The organism is Pseudomonas sp. LBUM1672 (assembly GCF_059695655.1).
This window is the reverse complement of record NZ_CP166781.1, coordinates 1,352,459-1,368,567: the sequence shown is the minus strand read 5'-3', so window position 1 is coordinate 1,368,567 and position 16,109 is coordinate 1,352,459. Positions and strand designations below refer to the sequence as shown.

The following is a 16,109-nucleotide window of genomic DNA, read 5'->3' as shown; positions in this document are numbered from 1 at the left end:
CCCCGACCAGTCACCCGGTCGGGGTTTTCTTTTACCGCTCGTTCCCGCTTAGTGCGAAACGCGGCTCGTGCCATCCACAGTAGCAATCCGCACCCGCTCGCCTACACGGAACACTTCGTTCTCCTGAACCTGTTGCACATAAGCGCGCATGCTGCCGTCGTCTTCGCGGACGGTGATTTCAACGCCTTGGGTGCGGGTCAGGCCTTCTTCGGTGGCCGAACCGAGCAGGCCGCCAGCGACGGCGCCGATGACAGCAGCGACGATGCTGCCTTTACCACCACCGATAGCGCTACCGCCGACGCCGCCGACCACTGCGCCCGCTGCGCCGCCGATAGGGGTCTTGGTGCCTTCGATTTTCACCGGGCGCAACGCTTCGATGGTGCCCATGCGAATCGTCTGCACACGACGCGCTTCGTCACGGGAGTAGGAGTCACCGGTCAGACTGGATTGGCAGCCGGTGAGCAACATCGCCATCGTGGAAAAGGAAGCAACCAGCAGAACAGACTTACGCATAGCATCAACTCCAAAGGACAGGTATTCATTAAACTCCGCAGCTTGACGCCTGTCACGGCATCGCCGGGATAAAAATGGTTTCATTCAGGCCCGGTACAGGCGCCTCGGACTCACCACACAGTAGCGGCAAACTGAAAAATCTGCGCCACTGACCCAAGGATTTTCATGGATTACTTCATCATTGTCGTCACCACTGTCGCCGGTTTGTACTTCCACTGGTGGCTGTACATGCGGATCAAACGCTGGATGGACCGCGATCTGGCGTTGGCACTGGCGGGTAAAGACGAGCAGAAAAAAGCGTTCATGCTCGAGCAACTGGCCCGCGCCCAGGCGCAGAAGATCAAGCGCCGGGACCTGCCCCAGTGGCTTGAAGCCGCTGCGGCAGGCTATCCCCATCGGTAGACTGCTTAAGGTGCCAGACGTTCAAGAATCCAGTTGGCGCCTTGCAAACGGTAGTTGAGGCGATCGTGCAGGCGGCTCGGACGGCCTTGCCAGAACTCGATGCGCTCGGGTAGCAAGCGGTAACCGCCCCAATGTTCCGGGCAGTGCGGTTGAGTGTCGCTGAAACGTTGCTCGGTGTTCTTGAGCAGCGCTTCCAGTTCAGCACGATCGGCGATCACGCGGCTCTGGGGCGAAGCCCAGGCACCGAGACGACTGCCCAGCGGGCGGACCTGGAAATAGGCGTCTGACTCTTCAGCCGTGACCTTCACCACCCGCCCTTCAATGCGCACCTGACGCTCCAGGGTCGGCCAGAAAAACGTCATGGCGGCGAACGGGTTCGCCGCCAGATGCTGGCCTTTGGCGCTGTCGTAGTTGGTGAAGAAGGTGAAGCCCTCCTCGTCCAGGCCCTTGAGCAGCAGAATGCGGCAATGCGGTCGACCGTCCTGATCGACCGTGGCCAGGGTCATGGCATTGGCCTCCACCGGCGGTTGCTCGGTTTTCACCGCGTCGGCGAACCATTGATGGAACAGCCCGAACGGCTCGGCCGGGGCTTGCGCCTCGGTCAGGCCATCACGGGTGTAGTCGCGACGCATATCAGCCAGGCCCTGGGTCATGGCGCATTCCTTTTGGTTAACGAATTACTTTTTCACAGCATCGGCAGCAACGACTTTCTTGTCAGCGGCGGCGGCTTTTGCCGGGGCAGTCTTTTTCGCCGGGGTTGCGGTTTTAGCCGGTGTTTTCTTCGCTGGAGCCTTGGCGGCTTTCTTGGCCGGGGCTTTTTTCACAGCAGGTACAGCCGCTTTTTTCGCTGCAGGTGCTGGAGTGACAGGCTTGACCACTGGTTTGACGTCCTGGGCAGCGACCAGACGAACAGGCGCCGGCGCCGGCATGTTGTACTTGCTCAGCAGCGCAACCATGGTGTTTTGCGGGGTCACCAGCAACTCCACACGACGGTTCAAGGCTCGACCTTCATTGCTGTCGTTGGCTGCACGAGGGGCTTCACCGCCCATGCCGCGCAGCATCAGACGATCACGTTGCAAACCGCTGAGGCGGAAGATCGCGGCGACGGATTGTGCACGCTCCTGGCTCAGTTTGACGTTGGCCGGTGCGGCGCCCGAGGTGTCGCTGTGACCCAGTACCAATACGGCGGTCTTTGGATCGACTTCCAGGATTTTCGCGACGCGAGTGAACGGGCCGAGGGTCACCGGCAGCAGCATCGCTGGACGGTCCGGGTTGAACGAGCCCTCTACCGGCGCGGTCACGACCAATACGTTTTCACGGCGCTCGAGTTGCAGGTTGCTGTCCTTGATCGCTTCACGCAGGCGTGGTTCGTAATCGTCGAGCCAGGCTTGGGTGACTTTAGGATCCGGCATCGGTACGGCTTTGGCGGTCGGTTGATCTTTACCACCGAACGGCCACCACCATTTGCCACCGGCATCGGCTTCAGCCTTGGCCACTTCAACCGGTTTGGCAGCTTCGACTGGCTTGGCTGCGGATTTTACTTCCGGTTTCTTGTCGAGCACTTCATCGGAGCCGAACGGCCAGTACCAAGGGCTGGAGCTTTCAGCCTTGGCCACTGGAGCGGCGACGGCAGGTTTCAAAGGGGCTGGAGCAGAAGTTGGGGCTGGCTCTTTCGCCGCGACTTTGTCGGAGGAGCCAAACGGCCACCAGCTGCTGCCATCCGAATCACTTTGTGGGGTCTGTGCACAACCTGTGATAGCAACACACAGGGCCAAGGCAAGGGTGGTTTTATTGAATGACATTGGATATCCACAAAATGAAGTCATAAAAAATCAGGCCGGCGTGACCCGGATAAACAGACGCTTGGAAAACATAAAAGCCTTCGGGTTCCGGCCCTGGAGCCCGAGAGTGCGTTTTACAGACAAGTGGCCAGTACCCGTGCAAGCTTTTGCGCGCGCGGATCCATCAAGACGTACGGCCCCAGGGTGTTTGTCACAAATCCGAAGGCCACATCGTGTTCCGGGTCAGCAAAACCGATGGAGCCGCCAGCGCCCGGATGGCCGAATGCCCGTGGGCCGAGGCCATAGGTCGCATTCGGAACCTCCGGTTGATCGAGCATGCAACCCAGGCCAAAACGGGTCCGGGTCAATAAAGTCTTGTCGTCGCCAAGGCTGTGTTCGCGGGTCAGCTCCTCGAGCATCTCGCTTTCCAGCAGGCTGCCGTCGAGCAGGCCGGCGTAGAAACCCGCGAGGCTACGGGCGTTGCCGTGGCCATTGGCAGCCGGTTGTTGCATCCGGCGCCATTCGGGCTTGTTGGTGCTGGTCATGATCGACGGCGGGTTGGTGAACGCCCGGGTGGTCATGGCGGTCGGCTCGCGCATGGTCACTTGCAGCAAGCGCTGGGCCGCGGCATCGCCAACGTTGCCCTTGCCGCGGGCAATGTGCGCCACGCGGTGGAACTCTTCGTCGGCCAAGCCGACATGGAAATCCAGCCCCAAAGGCTTCGCGACCCGCGCCACGATCGATGCGCCTGGCCCACGACCGTCGGCACGGCGCAGCAATTCGCCCACCAGCCAGCCATAGGTGATCGCGGCGTAACCGTGGCCTTGACCCGGTGTCCACCACGGCGTTTCGGCCGCCAGGGCATCGACCATGGTGTGCCAGTCGTAAAGCGCTTCTGGCGCCAGCAACTCGCGCAGCGCCGGCACGCCGGCCTGATGGCAGAGCAATTGACGCAAGGTGACGGATTCTTTGCCGGCGGCGGCGAATTCGGGCCAGTAGCGGGCCACCGGGGCGTCCAGTTGCAGCTTGCCTTCGGCCACCAGTTGCAGGGCAGTGACGGCGGTGAAGGTCTTGGTGCAGGAGAACAGGTTGGCGATGGTGTCGCTGTGCCAGGCTTCAAGGCCATCCTTGTCGGAAGTACCGGCCCAGAGGTCGAGTACGGTTTCGCCACCGACCCGGATGCACAACGCCGCGCCACGTTCCTGAGGATCGTCGAACAACGCCGCGAACGCTTCGCGTACGGCTTCGAACTTAAGCTCGTAATGACCCTGAATCTGCACCCGCAACTCCCCGAATTCTACAAAGTGGTCCGCATTGTTCCAGCCCTTGGGGGATTTGGGAACAGGTGTGGGCTGGGCGGTGTACCCGCCCATAGAATTAATCAGAACCTTTGTGGCGAGGGGGCTTGCTCCCGCTGGGCTGCGAAGCGGCCCAAAAAAGGGATTGCTGCGCAGTCCAGCGGGAGCAAGCTCCCTCGCCACAGGAATATCGGCGATCAGTGGCCGTTGGCGGAATGCCCGCCCGCATGGTCCGCACCTTTCCCTGCATCTTTGCCGCCGTCAGCTTTCCGGCCGCCCTCGCCCTCATGGCTGGCTTTATCCGCTTCAGCCTTGGCCTTCTCGGCCTCTTTACCCAACTGATCGACGGTCGCCAGGTTGCTCTTGCGCACGCTGTCGACGAAGCCCTGGAACGGCAGATCGGTAATGCCCACCAAGCCAAAGTGACCGTTCTCGCCATCCAGCAGGCGGCCTGTCACCGGTTGATCGAGGTACTGGAACCAGTGCACACCGACAATCGAAGGTTCGATCAGCGCCTGTTTGAGGAAGTTGGCATACGCCGGGCCACGGTCTTCTTCTTTGACCAGTTGAGTCACGCCTCCCCAGAACGGGCCGCGATCCGTCGAGCCGACATTGAACTCGGTGATCAGCACCGGTTTGTCCAGGCTGCGCAATTTGGCAAAGTCATAGCCGTCCTGCGGTTTCAGGGTGTACATGTTGAAACTCACCACGTCGCAATACTGCGCGCAGGACTCCACGGCTTCCGGGGTGCTGAGGGCGAAGCGACCGCCCAGCAACAGCTGGTTCGGCGCGTGCCACTTGAGCGAATCGGAGAGGGTCTTGAAGTAGGTATCGGCGAAGACCTTCTGGAAGTACTTGAAGTCGGCCTCGATCTCCGGGTACTCAGCGCTCGGCAGCGGCGGAACGAAGCCCGGGTCTTCCATCAATTCCCAGGCGGGCAAGTCGATGCCCCACGCCTTGGAAAGGCCGGCCTGATTGCGGTACTTGTCGCGCAATTGCTTGAGGAACGCACGCTTGGCCGGCACGTCGGTGGTCATTTTTAACGTGCCGTAGGCCAATGCGTAACGGGCTTTCGGATCGTCGCCGGGACCGGCCCAGGCCAGTTCGTTGTCGGCGAAGTAACCGATCAGCCAGGGATCGTCGCGATGGTCGCGGGCAGCGATGGCCACGGCGCGTTCGGTGGCCATGGCAAAGCGTGGGTCAAACGGATCGGGCATGCCGCCCCACCAGTCGGTGCCGGTGCTGATGCTGGCGTAATCGCCGACGATCGACAGCGGCAAGGTGTACGGCACGCGATCAGCATTGGCCAACGCCGGGGCGCTCCAGTTGCCGATGGTGTTGAACCCCCAGGCTTGCAAGCGATCCAGGGTGTGGTTGGTCCAGCGTTTTTCATCTACCACTGCTTTGCAGGGCTCAGCAGGTTTTTGCTCAACGGCTTTGGCGACGGTCGCTTCCTCGGCACCGGTCTTGGCGGCTTCGGCGACGCCGGATTCGGCAGTCGTAGGCACGACAGGTTGCTCGGCGGCCTTATCGGCCGTGGCCTCGACCGCGTCAGCCTTGGCCGCTTCGGCAACGCCCGCCTTGGTGTCGCTGCCCAGCACGCATGGCGCGCCATACAGGCGCTGCAAGTTAGCGCCATAGAAATCGTACCAGCGCCCGGCGTTGTAGCCACGGCCCTGGTCGGCGCCGTTGCCGCCACGGTTGTCGCCTTCGCCAAAATGGCTGGCCAACGGCTCCTCCGGTTTTGGCAGGGATTCGAACATCCACTCACGGCCGGCGATGTAGGTCTGGTTGACGTCCGGGGTAACGGTGTTGACCCCGAGCGAATAGAACGGATGTCCTTCCGGGGTCACCAGGTACCAGCGACCGTCACGCTTTTCAGTGCGAAAAAAGCCGCTGGCCTTGAACGCCGGGCCTTTGCTCCAGCCGCCGAACTTGTCCAGGGACAACTTCTGGCGCTCGGCGAGCCAGGTGTTCGTCTGTTGCAGCTCCTTGGCGGCGGCGCTTTTCAGTTGCTCATCGCTACTGACCTTCTCCGGCCATTTGGCCCGGGTCGATTGACCGTAGGCGTCCACCAGACCGCCATAAGCCGCCTTGGTCACCGCTTCACCGTCCTGCACGCCGAAGCGCTCAAGCAAGATGCTTTGGGCCACTTTCGGCTGGTCCATCGACAATGTCACCGACACCACCTGGCTGCGATCCAGTTCACCGGCGCTGCTGGCCAGCAACACGCGTTGGCCGTCAAACGTCATCGGCATCGGCGGCCCGGCTTTCATGCCCTGGCTGAGCGGCGAAGTCGCTTGCAGCGGCACCAGCAGGGTCTGCGCCGGCCCGGCGGGCAAATCGACCCGACTGATCAGGGTCTTACCATCGTTGCTCTGGATTTTCACGTACAGGGTCACGGCCCAGTCCATCGCGCTCTGGATGCGCAAGCTCATCACGCCTGACTGCGACCAGTCCCAAGCGCCGGTTTGCGGGGTCAGACGCAAGGTCGGTTGCGCCACCGGGTTGAACGTCACCCGACGCAACACTTCGCCTTCGGCCGTTTGCTCCGCGTTGGATTGCGGCAGGCTGGCATCCTGAGTCGCCACCTGAACCACGTCAGCGGGGCGCACAAAGTTGAACAGCGTCTGTTGGCCGGCAGGGGCTGCCAGCAACGGGGCTGCGAAGATCAAGGCGAATACAGCAGGCAACGAACGGCGAATCATAGGAACGTGGTTCTCCCTAACGACCAAGTGGGCCAATGGAAAAGTGATGACTGAACGATAGACAACGCGGCGGGCTAAAAAGCCCACCGGTGTTTCAGGAAATTTCGCGACGGAATGGCGGGAGTGCGTTGAGGATCGCTTTGCCATAACGCTGGGTGACCAGGCGCCGATCCAGCAAGGTGATGGTGCCGCGGTCTTCTTCAGTACGCAGCAAGCGACCGCAGGCCTGGACCAGTTTCAGCGAGGCGTCCGGCACGGAGATTTCCATGAACGGATTGCCGCCACGGGCTTCAATCCATTCGGCCAGCGCCGCCTCGACCGGATCATCCGGCACCGAGAATGGAATCTTCGCGATCACTACGTGTTCGCAGTACGCACCGGGCAAGTCGACCCCTTCGGCAAAACTCGCCAGGCCGAACAGCACGCTGGAGTCTCCGCCATCGACGCGGGCCTTGTGCTTGTTCAGGGTTTCCTGTTTCGACAGATTGCCTTGAATGAACACTTGCTTGCGCCAGTCGCGGTCCAGGCCGTCGAACACGTCCTGCATCTGTTTGCGCGAGGAGAACAGCACCAGGGTGCCACGCGAACCTTCCACCAGTTGCGGCAAATCGCGAATGATCGCCGCGGTGTGGGCCGGTGCATCACGCGGGTCGGCTTTCAGGTCAGGCACCCGCAGCACACCGGCATCGGCGTGATGGAACGGGCTCGGGACCACGGCGGTCACGGCTTTTTTCGGCAGACCGGCGCGCATGCGGAAGCGGTCGAAGGTACCGAGCGCGGTCAGGGTCGCCGAGGTCACCAGTGCGCCATAAGCGACGTTCCACAGGTTGCGCCGGAGCATTTCCGCCGCGAGGATCGGGCTGGCGTTGACCTCGATGTCGAACAGCGAGCCACTTTCCGCCAGGGTTAGCCAACGGGCCATGGGCGGGTTGTCTTCCGGGTCTTCGGCGGTAAACGCGACCCACAATTCCCAGTTGCCCGAAGAACGGGACAACAGGCTGCCGAACAGCGGATACCACTCTTCGGCCTGGTTGCTGGCGATGCCGATGTTGACCTCGCCGTCCATGCCTTCCTTGAGCAGTTCGGTGAGCCGAGTGAACAGGTCGGTGAGACGGGCAAAGCCTTTCTTCAACTCGACGCCCATTTCGCGCATGTGCTCGGGAATCACCCCGCCGACGAAGCGATGACGCGGCCGTTCACGGCCCTCGACGTCTTCGCCGGGTTTGAAGTCGGCAACCTGTTCGCAGGCAGAGAACATGAACTGTTGCTGGGTCTTGATCTCCCGGGCCAGCTCCGGCACCTGCTCGATCAACTTGCCCAGGTCACCCGGCAGAGGATGCTGGGCCAGCAGTTTGGTGAGGTTTTTGGCGGTGGTTTCCAGCCAGTCGGCAGTGGAACGCAGGCGCGTGTAATGGGCAAAGTGGCCGATGGCCTTGTCCGGCAGGTGGTGACCTTCGTCAAACACATAGATGGTGTCGCGCGGGTCCGGCAGCACGGCGCCGCCGCCCAACGCCAGATCCGCGAGGACCATGTCGTGGTTGGTGACGATCACGTCAACCTTGCCCATGCCTTCGCGGGCCTTGTAGAAGGCGCACTGGCCGAAGTTCGGGCAATGGCGGTTGGTGCACTGGCTGTGATCGGTGGTCAGGCGCGCCCAGTCGGCGTCTTCGAGGGCGGTGGACCAACTGTCGCGATCACCGTCCCACTTATTGCCGGCGAGCTTCTCGATCATGCTGGTGAACAGCTTCTGACTGGCCTCGTCGACTTCGATCTTGAAGCCTTCTTCTTCGAACAGCTGCGCGGTTGCGGTTTGTGCGTGACCTTCCTGGAGCAACATGTCGAGCTTGGACAGGCACATGTAGCGCCCGCGGCCCTTGGCCAACGCGAAGCTGAAATTCAGCCCGCTGTTGCGCATCAGGTCGGGCAAATCCTTGTAGACGATCTGCTCTTGCAGGGCCACGGTGGCCGTGGCGATCACCAGGCGTTTGCCGGCGGCCTTGGCGGTGGGGATCGCCGCCAGGCTGTAGGCCACGGTTTTACCGGTACCGGTGCCGGCTTCCACCGCGACAATTGCGGGGTCGCCACTGCGCCGGCCTTCGTCGTCGGTGTCGATGTCACCGAGGACTTTGGCAATTTCGGCGATCATCAGGCGTTGGCCGTAGCGCGGCTTGAGGCTCTTGGCTTCAAGAAAACGCGAGTAGGCGCCCTGGATCGTGGTTTTGAGTTCGGTGCTGATCATGGATTGTCGGGCGCAAAAAACGCTGGATAAATTTTCAGTGGTTCGGATCGGCGGCTATCATACCGCGCTAATTAATCCCGCGCAGAACGGAGTACCCCAATGACACCTTTTGGCATCGTTTACACCCTGCATGTCCTGTCCGCCCTGGTGTGGGTGGGCGGCATGTTTTTCGCCTGGATGGTCTTGCGACCCGCGGCGATGAAGGCCCTGGAAGGTCCCGCGCGGTTAAAGCTGTGGGTGGAAGTGTTTCAAGGTTTTTTCCGCTGGGTCTGGGTCGCGGTGGTGCTGTTGCCGATCAGCGGCGTGGGGATGATTCATCTGCAATACGCCGGGTTTGAGGCTGCGCCGCGGTATGTGCAGGTGATGATGGGGCTTTACGTGGTGATGACCGCGCTGTTTATCCGGATTCAGGCGTTGCTGTTGCCGGAGTTGCGCACGGCGGTGGCCGCGCAGGATTGGCCGACCGGGGCTGCGACGCTTGGGAAGATTCGCAAGTTGGTGGGGATCAATTTGATTGTCGGGTTGGTGCTGGTCGCGATTGCTGCGGCACGGCCGATGTTCTAAAGCCCCGCAGCCTTTGTGGCGAGGGGCTCTGTGGCGAGGGGACTTGTCCCCGTTGGAGCGCGCAGCGGTCCCCTGCATTCCTACAGATACATCGCACTCACAGGTTTTACGACTGCTTCGCAGCCGAACGGGGACAAGTCCCCTCGCCACAGGACATCGGTCGTTCTTACAACCGCTGTACGGTTACCGAACCCGCCGCACCCGCAGGCCCCGGCTGGCCATCAACCCCAGGTCGGCCGCTTTTGCCGCCATCGGCCTCGTAAACGAAGCAACCCTTGGCCTTGCCGCCCGCACCCGGTTTACCACCAGGCCCCGCAACGCCGCCGGCACCACCTTCCACGTGAACCTTGATTTGCTCAACCGGATAATCACGTGGCACCTCCAGCCTGACCAGCGCTCCCGGCGCCCCCGGCTGACCATCACTGCCATTGCTGCCATCGGCACCGCGACCGGCCTGGCCCCAGGTGCAACCCGGTGCCTGACCGTTGGCCCCGTCGAGGCCGACAAAACCTGGCGCGCCCGCGCCACCGCGAGCGTCCACCAACAACTGCGGTGCATTCAGCGCCTTGATCTGCACATTCAGGTTGCGTCCCGAGCGGGCAGCCTTGAGGTAAGTCCCCGGTGCCCCGCGAGCGGTGATCTGGCTGCCTTCCGACAACTCGGCACGGCTGACTTTCAATTCCAGTGCCTGTTCACTTGGAACGATGGCGATCCGCGCCTCACGCCCCAGGTGCAATTCGCCGACGGTAACTTCGGTCACGTTCGAAGGAATCAACAAGGTCCCGTAATCGGCGACTTCCAGGCGTTCAAGCTGCAAGGTACTGGCAGTGTTGGGCAGGCGCATCAACGAATTGGTTTCGACACTGACCACCTGAGCGCAGGCCAATGGGCTGATGAGTGTGGCGAGCAGACAGAGTTTACGCATGGGAAGCCTTCGATGCGGTCGGAGCCGGGAGGGTTTGCAGGTGGAATACGCCGAAAAACAGGATCTTCAAGCGATCACGCCAAGGGTGGGCGCGCCCCCTGAGGCTGCGGAAACAGAGCACCGCCTCAAGCAGATGAAGGGACGCCAACACGCCGCCAGCCAGACCGACCAACTGGTGCAGCGGATTGACAAACGGCATCAGCAAATTGACCAGCACCACCAGCCAGAACAGCAGGGTCAACAACTTCCCCAGTCCCCAAATCACCTTCATACGCCCCCCATTGAGAATTATTCTTTGCGCGCACAGTAACGGCTTCCGCGAGGGATAAGCCAGAGGGCAACAGAAAATTCTTCATGAAGGCTGCCGAATGGCCGTCGGATCAACCGAAAATGTTGTCCGACGGCTCTAGTTCGGGGCTTAGCGATTAATGTGTAATTCCACTCGACGGTTTTTCGCGCGTCCTTCATCCGTTTCGTTATCGGCCACCGGCTGGCTTTCGCCCTTGCCTTCACTGGTGAGTTTGTCCGGCGCCAGGCCCTGGCTCAACAGATAGGCCGCCACGCTGCTGGCACGACGCTCCGAGAGCGCCTGGTTATAAGCATCCGACCCCACACTGTCGGTATGGCCGATCACCTTGATGCTCACGACATCGGCGTTTTGCAATTTGCTCATCAGTGCATCCAGCTGACTCTGCGCGGAGGGACTCAGGTCAGACTTGTTGAAGGCAAACAGCACGTCACCGGGCAGGATGATGACTTCGGGTTGCACGGGTTCGACCGGTTTCACGCTGACCGGATACTGCGGCAGTGGGCAACCATGATGCTCGACAGGCGTATTGGCGGGCGTATCTGGGCAACGATCACGTCGATCGAAAACGCCGTCGTCGTCCTCATCGCCGTCCTGGGCGTAACAGATCAAGCCACCGGTCAAGATACCGAGCGCTGCTCCACCGCCTGCCCAACCGGCACTTTCAATCGCGCCCAAGCCTCCGCCGACCAGTCCGCCGATGACGCTGCAGATCGGCCAGGTGCGTTGATTGAGTGGGGCGGTGCCATCGCTGTGAGTTGCGCAACCGGTCAACAGGCTGCCTATTAGCAGAACCGGCAAGACGGTCCGTGTGAGAACGCTCATATGGAAAGCTCCTGTGTTACCGGCCCATACCGGTTACACAGGAGTAAAGACCCGCATCCGCGACTGCACAAGCCGCGGAGCGGATGGGGCTTAGCGGTTGATTTTGATTTCCGTGCGGCGGTTCAGTGCACGGCCGTCTGCAGTTTTGTTATCGGCAACCGGCTGGCTTTCACCGGCACCGGCCACAGACACGAAGCTGCTGCGTGGCACGCCTTGGGAAATCAGGTATTCCACCACCGAGTGCGCACGACGATCCGACAGTTTCTGGTTGTAGGCATCGCTGCCCACGCTGTCGGTGTGACCGGTCACGGTCAATTGTGCGGTGGAGGCTTCCTGTTTCAGGCGAGTGGCGATGGTGTTGAGTACCTCTTTGTCGGAAGGCGTGAGTGTGGCTTTGTCGAACTGGAAGTGAACATCGCGGATGACAATGACTTCTTCCTTGACCACCACGGCCTCTTCGACCACTGGCGCAGGCACCGGTGGTGGGCAGCCGTCGGCATCGACCTTCACGCCTGGAGGCGTACCCGGGCACTTGTCGCGACTATCCGGCACACCATCGCCGTCTTCGTCTCCATCACCGTGAACCCAGCAATAGGCTGCTGCCGTACCGCCGACCAGCAGCGCGCCATACCCCGCCCATGCCGAACTTTCGGTCGCACCGAGACCGGCACCAATGACACCGCCGACCGCCGCACAGGTCGGCCAGTCGGTTTTCTGCAAACCTGCACAACCAGTCAACACACTGGTTAGCAGAACCAAGGGTAATGCTGTCCGAACTATGCTCATCTAGTTTTCTCCTGAGGGATCGGCTTAGAACCGATTCAGGGAGTAAAGACCCGAGTTTTAATCTCCGCCAGCAATAGGCCACCGCTGTTTCCCCCCGCATTCACGGCAGTTCGCCGATTTTGGCGCAAACCCGCTCTAGGCCCGGACCTTCGGGCAGGCTAGTCTTGGTGCTCTGATTGAGGATTTCTGATGATTGCAGGTATTTCTTCGCGCACGCCCCAGCAGGCGTTGGCCGCTTTGCTGGATCGATACGCCCCCGCACGCCTGTTGTTGATCGGCGCCAGCGAGTTTCCCGCGCTTGAGGCGTTCAAGCTCGCGCACCCGGATTGCTGCGTGGCGTTCGCTGCTCCCGGCCCACTGCCGGCCGAACTGGCGGCACGCCGGTTTGACCTGGCGCTAGTGGTCGATTGCCTTGAACACCTGCCAAAGCGTGACGGTCTGAATCTGTTAGGCGGGATTCGTAACCTGAACGCCAGCCGGATTGCGGTGCTGGCGGATTTGCCGGCCAGCGGCTGGCAGGAGACGGATTTCTTTTCCCTGGCCTTGCAGGCCAGCGAACGCTTCCAGCGCGACGATCAAGTGCTGACGCTGTTCACCTACGATCTGCTTGACTATAAACAGGTGCCCGACTGGCTCAACTCGCGGTTCTGGGCCAATCCGGAAAACTTCGGGAAATATTGGTGGTAACGCAATGAGTACATCCATTTGCCCTTGCGGCAGCGGCACCCTGCTCGATGCCTGCTGCGGCCATTACCATGACGGGCATCCGGCGCCGTGCGCCGAAGCCTTGATGCGCTCGCGCTACAGCGCGTATGTGCTGGGGCTGATCGACTATCTGGTGGCGACCACCCTGCCCGCGCAACAGGCCGGCCTGGATCGTCAGTCAATCAGCGACTGGAGCGCGCAAAGCACCTGGCTGGGGCTCGAAGTGGAACGCTCCGAGGTATTGGGCGGCCAACCGGAACACGCGTTCGTCACCTTCACCGCGCGCTGGCATGACGGGGGCGGCGAACACAGCCACCGCGAGCGCTCCTCGTTCGTGCAGAACGCCGGGCACTGGTACTTCATCGACCCCACCGTGCAACTCAAGGCCGGACGCAACGATGCCTGCCCATGTGCCAGCGGGCAGAAATTCAAGAAGTGTTGTGCGGGGTATTTCGGCAGTTGAGCGAACCCTGTAGCAGCTGGCGAAGCCTGCGTTCGGCTGCGTAGCAGTCGTGAATCAGGTAAACGCGGTGTTTCAGGCAGACCAAGCCAGCAGGATTTACGACTGCTGCGCAGCCGAACGCAGGCTTCGCCAGCTGCTACAAGGGAGAGACGTCACCATGATCACCCGGCGACTCGCACTCTATCTGTTCACTCTGCTCCTCTTTCTGGGGCTCGGCGGCTGCGCGTCCTGGTTCGGTGACGATCTGCCGGATCCGCAAGTGCATCTGGTCAAGGTCGAAGTGGTCCGGGCCAAGTTGATGGAGCAGAAATTCATCCTGCACTTTCGCGTCGACAACCCCAACGACAGCGACCTCACGGTGCGCGGCCTCGAATACCGCATTCACCTGGGCGACATGCTGCTGACCGAAGGCGAGCATGAACACTGGTTCACCGTCGGCCCCAAACGCAGTGCCTATTTCAAGGTGCCGATCCGCACCAACCTGTGGCCCAAGGTGCGGGACGTGGTGAAAATGCTGAAAAAACCCGATCAGCCCATCCCCTATCGGCTGGAAGGTGAAATGGAAACCGGTTTATTCATCGCGCACTACGTGCACCTGGCGCGCAATGGCGTGATAATCCCCGCCGATTTAATTCCGGAGCAAAACCGATGACCCAGCAACCCCATGTCCATGGCCCTGACTGCAACCACGATCATGACCATCACGACCACCATGATCACGACCATGGCCATGTCCACGGCCCGAATTGCGGCCACGCTCACCAGGAACCGGTGCGCAACGCCCTGAAAGACGTTGGCCGCAACGACCCTTGCCCGTGCGGCAACGGCAAGAAATTCAAGAAGTGCCACGGCGCTTGATGCTTCGGGCGGATAATTTTTTCGCCAGTTGAATCGCCATCGCGAGCAAGCTCGCTCCCACATTGGTTCTGTGCGCACATAACCCTGTAGGAGCGAGGCTTGCCCGCGAAGACGTCGGCACATTCACTATCAATGTGTCGGTTACACCGCTTTCGCGGGCAAGCCTCGCTCCTACAGGGTTTCAGCCAGGCTGCAGAATCTGTGCGGTGCTGACCACCGTCGCATATTCCCCGTGCAAATTCCCCAGCGACATCGCGTGCACTTCCTCGGCTGAGTGCGCATTGCCAAAATAATCGGCCTTGTCGAACGTAAAGCACGCATCCTCCGCCACCCACGCCTCAAACCCCAGGTTCCCGGCTGTTCGCGCCGTGGACTCCACCGAGTTGTTGGTCGCAACGCCCACGATGAGCAACTGCTCAATCCCCGCCTCGCGCAAACGCGCTTCCAGCCCGGTCGCACAAAACGCATCCGGCACCTGCTTCTGAATCAACTGCTCGCCGGCCAACGGCTGGAAACGTTCCTGAATCTCTACACCCGATTGCTGAGGCCAGAACACTGAATCCGGTGAGCGGGACAGGTGCTGCACATGAATCACCGGCCGCCCGGTTCGCCGCCAATGACTCAGCAAATCGAGGATTCGTTCTTCGGCCTGAGGATTATTGCGCGGACCGAGCCTGGGCTGCAGAATGCCTTTTTGCTGGTCGATGATGATCAGTGCTGCGTTGGTCTTGAGCTCCATGTCGACTTTTCTCACACGAGGTCATTGAATTTCACGCACTTCAGCATCACCTCCTCTTACAGGCAAGCCATCGAATGCAAACAGGACGACCTGATGCCCGCGGTCGCTGTCCGACCCTACGACGTCTCTTGATGTGGAGAACTGCATGATCGACCTGTATTACTGGACCACCCCCAACGGCCACAAAATCTCGATTTTCCTGGAAGAAGCCGGCCTGCCGTACAACGTGCACCCGATCAACATCAGCCAGAACGAGCAGTTCCAGCCGCACTTTCTGAAAATCTCCCCAAACAATAGAATCCCGGCCATCGTCGACCATGAGCCCGTGGATGGCGGTGAACCGTTGTCGGTGTTCGAGTCGGGGGCCATTTTGCTGTACCTGGCGGAGAAAACCGGCCAGTTCCTGCCCACAGACCTGCGCGGTCGCCAGCAGGCGCTGCAGTGGTTGTTCTGGCAGATGGGCGGTCTGGGGCCGATGGCCGGGCAAAATCATCATTTCAGCCAGTTTGCACCGGAGAAAATCCCTTATGCGATCAAGCGCTACATTGATGAGTCGGCTCGCCTGTACGGGGTTCTGGACAAGCAACTGGCCAACAATGAGTTTGTCGCCGGTGACGAGTACAGCATTGCCGACATGGCGATTTACCCGTGGATCGTTTCCCACAAGTGGCAGAGCCAGAACCTGGAAGACTTCCCCAACGTGCTGCGCTGGTTCAACCACATCCAGAACCGCCCGGCGACGGTAAAAGCCTATGCCCTGGCGGCCAGAGTCAACCCACCCAAACCCTGACCCCGACGCACTCCCCTGTGGTGAGGTACTCAATGTGGCGAGGGGACTTGTCCCCGTTCGGCTGCGTAGCAGTCGTAAAACCTGACAATGTGGTTGTCTGAAAGAATGCCGGGGCCGCTTCGCGACCCAACGGGGACAAGTCCCCTCGCCACAGGTAATGCATCGCCCGGGAGATTGTGTTTATCGGACAAATCCCGAAATAACCT

The 16,109-nt window shown here is 60.9% G+C and carries 18 protein-coding genes; 7 read left to right on the top strand and 11 right to left on the bottom strand.

Annotation, left to right across the window (positions count from 1 at the left end; all coding sequences use genetic code 11):
• Positions 1 to 48 precede the first annotated feature (48 nt).
• Positions 49 to 513, bottom strand: a complete 465-nt coding sequence (locus ACA053_RS06095) for an outer membrane lipoprotein (protein WP_008056824.1) — start codon at positions 511 to 513, stop codon at positions 49 to 51.
• Between the two features lie 165 nt (positions 514 to 678).
• On the opposite strand from ACA053_RS06095, the gene ACA053_RS06090 reads away from it, so the two are divergent.
• Positions 679 to 915 carry a hypothetical protein gene (locus tag ACA053_RS06090; RefSeq protein WP_497316047.1) on the top strand — a complete coding sequence of 79 codons (237 nt, stop codon included), beginning with the start codon at positions 679 to 681 and terminating at the stop codon, positions 913 to 915.
• Positions 916 to 920: 5 nt separating this feature from the next.
• Here ACA053_RS06090 and pdxH read toward each other — a convergent pair whose 3' ends face one another.
• The 5 genes from pdxH to dinG form a co-directional block, all read right to left on the bottom strand.
• Positions 921 to 1,568, bottom strand: coding sequence for a pyridoxamine 5'-phosphate oxidase (gene pdxH, locus ACA053_RS06085; RefSeq protein WP_109628291.1), 648 nt, complete (start codon positions 1,566 to 1,568; stop codon positions 921 to 923).
• A gap of 24 nt (positions 1,569 to 1,592) precedes the next feature.
• Positions 1,593 to 2,717 (bottom strand): OmpA family protein, encoded by a 1,125-nt coding sequence (locus ACA053_RS06080; protein ID WP_497394736.1) that lies wholly within the window; start codon positions 2,715 to 2,717, stop codon positions 1,593 to 1,595.
• 113 nt (positions 2,718 to 2,830) lie between these two features.
• Positions 2,831 to 3,976, bottom strand: coding sequence for a serine hydrolase domain-containing protein (locus ACA053_RS06075; protein ID WP_497394735.1), 1,146 nt, complete (start codon positions 3,974 to 3,976; stop codon positions 2,831 to 2,833).
• A 215-nt stretch (positions 3,977 to 4,191) separates the two neighbouring features.
• The gene (locus ACA053_RS06070) at positions 4,192 to 6,702 is read right to left on the bottom strand and encodes a beta-galactosidase (RefSeq protein WP_497394734.1); all 2,511 of its coding nucleotides are present in this window, start codon (positions 6,700 to 6,702) and stop codon (positions 4,192 to 4,194) included.
• A 94-nt stretch (positions 6,703 to 6,796) separates the two neighbouring features.
• Entirely contained in the window at positions 6,797 to 8,941 is a 2,145-nt protein-coding gene (gene dinG / locus ACA053_RS06065) for an ATP-dependent DNA helicase DinG (RefSeq protein ID WP_017336806.1), read from the bottom strand.
• A gap of 99 nt (positions 8,942 to 9,040) precedes the next feature.
• On the opposite strand from dinG, the gene ACA053_RS06060 reads away from it, so the two are divergent.
• Positions 9,041 to 9,505, top strand: coding sequence for a CopD family protein (locus tag ACA053_RS06060; protein ID WP_102594168.1), 465 nt, complete (start codon positions 9,041 to 9,043; stop codon positions 9,503 to 9,505).
• A 166-nt stretch (positions 9,506 to 9,671) separates the two neighbouring features.
• On the opposite strand, the gene ACA053_RS06055 is transcribed toward ACA053_RS06060, so the two are convergent.
• The 4 genes from ACA053_RS06055 to ACA053_RS06040 form a co-directional block, all read right to left on the bottom strand.
• Complete coding sequence (locus ACA053_RS06055) at positions 9,672 to 10,430, bottom strand: collagen-like triple helix repeat-containing protein (RefSeq protein ID WP_109628285.1); 759 nt, start codon at positions 10,428 to 10,430, stop codon at positions 9,672 to 9,674.
• On the bottom strand, positions 10,423 to 10,701 hold the full coding sequence (locus ACA053_RS06050) for a DUF1145 domain-containing protein (protein WP_497316040.1): 279 nt from the start codon (positions 10,699 to 10,701) through the stop codon (positions 10,423 to 10,425). Before ACA053_RS06050 ends, ACA053_RS06055 begins: the two co-directional genes overlap by 8 nt.
• Before the next feature lie 147 nt (positions 10,702 to 10,848).
• Positions 10,849 to 11,562, bottom strand: coding sequence for a PA1041 family peptidoglycan-binding anchor lipoprotein (locus tag ACA053_RS06045; protein ID WP_109628283.1), 714 nt, complete (start codon positions 11,560 to 11,562; stop codon positions 10,849 to 10,851).
• A 90-nt stretch (positions 11,563 to 11,652) separates the two neighbouring features.
• Positions 11,653 to 12,348 carry a PA1041 family peptidoglycan-binding anchor lipoprotein gene (locus tag ACA053_RS06040; protein WP_497394733.1) on the bottom strand — a complete coding sequence of 232 codons (696 nt, stop codon included), beginning with the start codon at positions 12,346 to 12,348 and terminating at the stop codon, positions 11,653 to 11,655.
• 189 nt (positions 12,349 to 12,537) lie between these two features.
• Here ACA053_RS06040 and ACA053_RS06035 point away from each other — a divergent pair, with 189 nt between their 5' ends.
• The 4 genes from ACA053_RS06035 (at position 12,538) to ACA053_RS06020 (ending at position 14,374) form a co-directional block, all read left to right on the top strand.
• A complete protein-coding gene (locus tag ACA053_RS06035; RefSeq protein ID WP_497316034.1) occupies positions 12,538 to 13,035 on the top strand; it encodes a DUF6231 family protein in 498 nt (165 codons plus the stop codon).
• 4 nt (positions 13,036 to 13,039) lie between these two features.
• Positions 13,040 to 13,516, top strand: a complete 477-nt coding sequence (locus ACA053_RS06030) for a YchJ family protein (RefSeq protein ID WP_497316032.1) — start codon at positions 13,040 to 13,042, stop codon at positions 13,514 to 13,516.
• A gap of 157 nt (positions 13,517 to 13,673) precedes the next feature.
• Positions 13,674 to 14,168: an LEA/WHy family protein gene (locus ACA053_RS06025; protein ID WP_109628279.1), complete on the top strand. Its 495-nt coding sequence runs from the start codon at positions 13,674 to 13,676 to the stop codon at positions 14,166 to 14,168.
• Positions 14,165 to 14,374 (top strand): SEC-C metal-binding domain-containing protein, encoded by a 210-nt coding sequence (locus ACA053_RS06020; RefSeq protein ID WP_007906737.1) that lies wholly within the window; start codon positions 14,165 to 14,167, stop codon positions 14,372 to 14,374. The genes ACA053_RS06025 and ACA053_RS06020 overlap by 4 nt, the downstream gene beginning before the upstream one ends.
• A 181-nt stretch (positions 14,375 to 14,555) precedes the next feature.
• Here the strand turns inward: ACA053_RS06020 and ACA053_RS06015 are convergent, their stop codons facing one another.
• Positions 14,556 to 15,113 (bottom strand): cysteine hydrolase family protein, encoded by a 558-nt coding sequence (locus tag ACA053_RS06015; protein WP_497396132.1) that lies wholly within the window; start codon positions 15,111 to 15,113, stop codon positions 14,556 to 14,558.
• 145 nt (positions 15,114 to 15,258) lie between these two features.
• Between ACA053_RS06015 and ACA053_RS06010 the strand changes: the two genes are divergently transcribed.
• The gene (locus tag ACA053_RS06010) at positions 15,259 to 15,903 is read left to right on the top strand and encodes a glutathione binding-like protein (RefSeq protein WP_497394732.1); all 645 of its coding nucleotides are present in this window, start codon (positions 15,259 to 15,261) and stop codon (positions 15,901 to 15,903) included.
• Positions 15,904 to 16,109 lie beyond the last annotated feature (206 nt).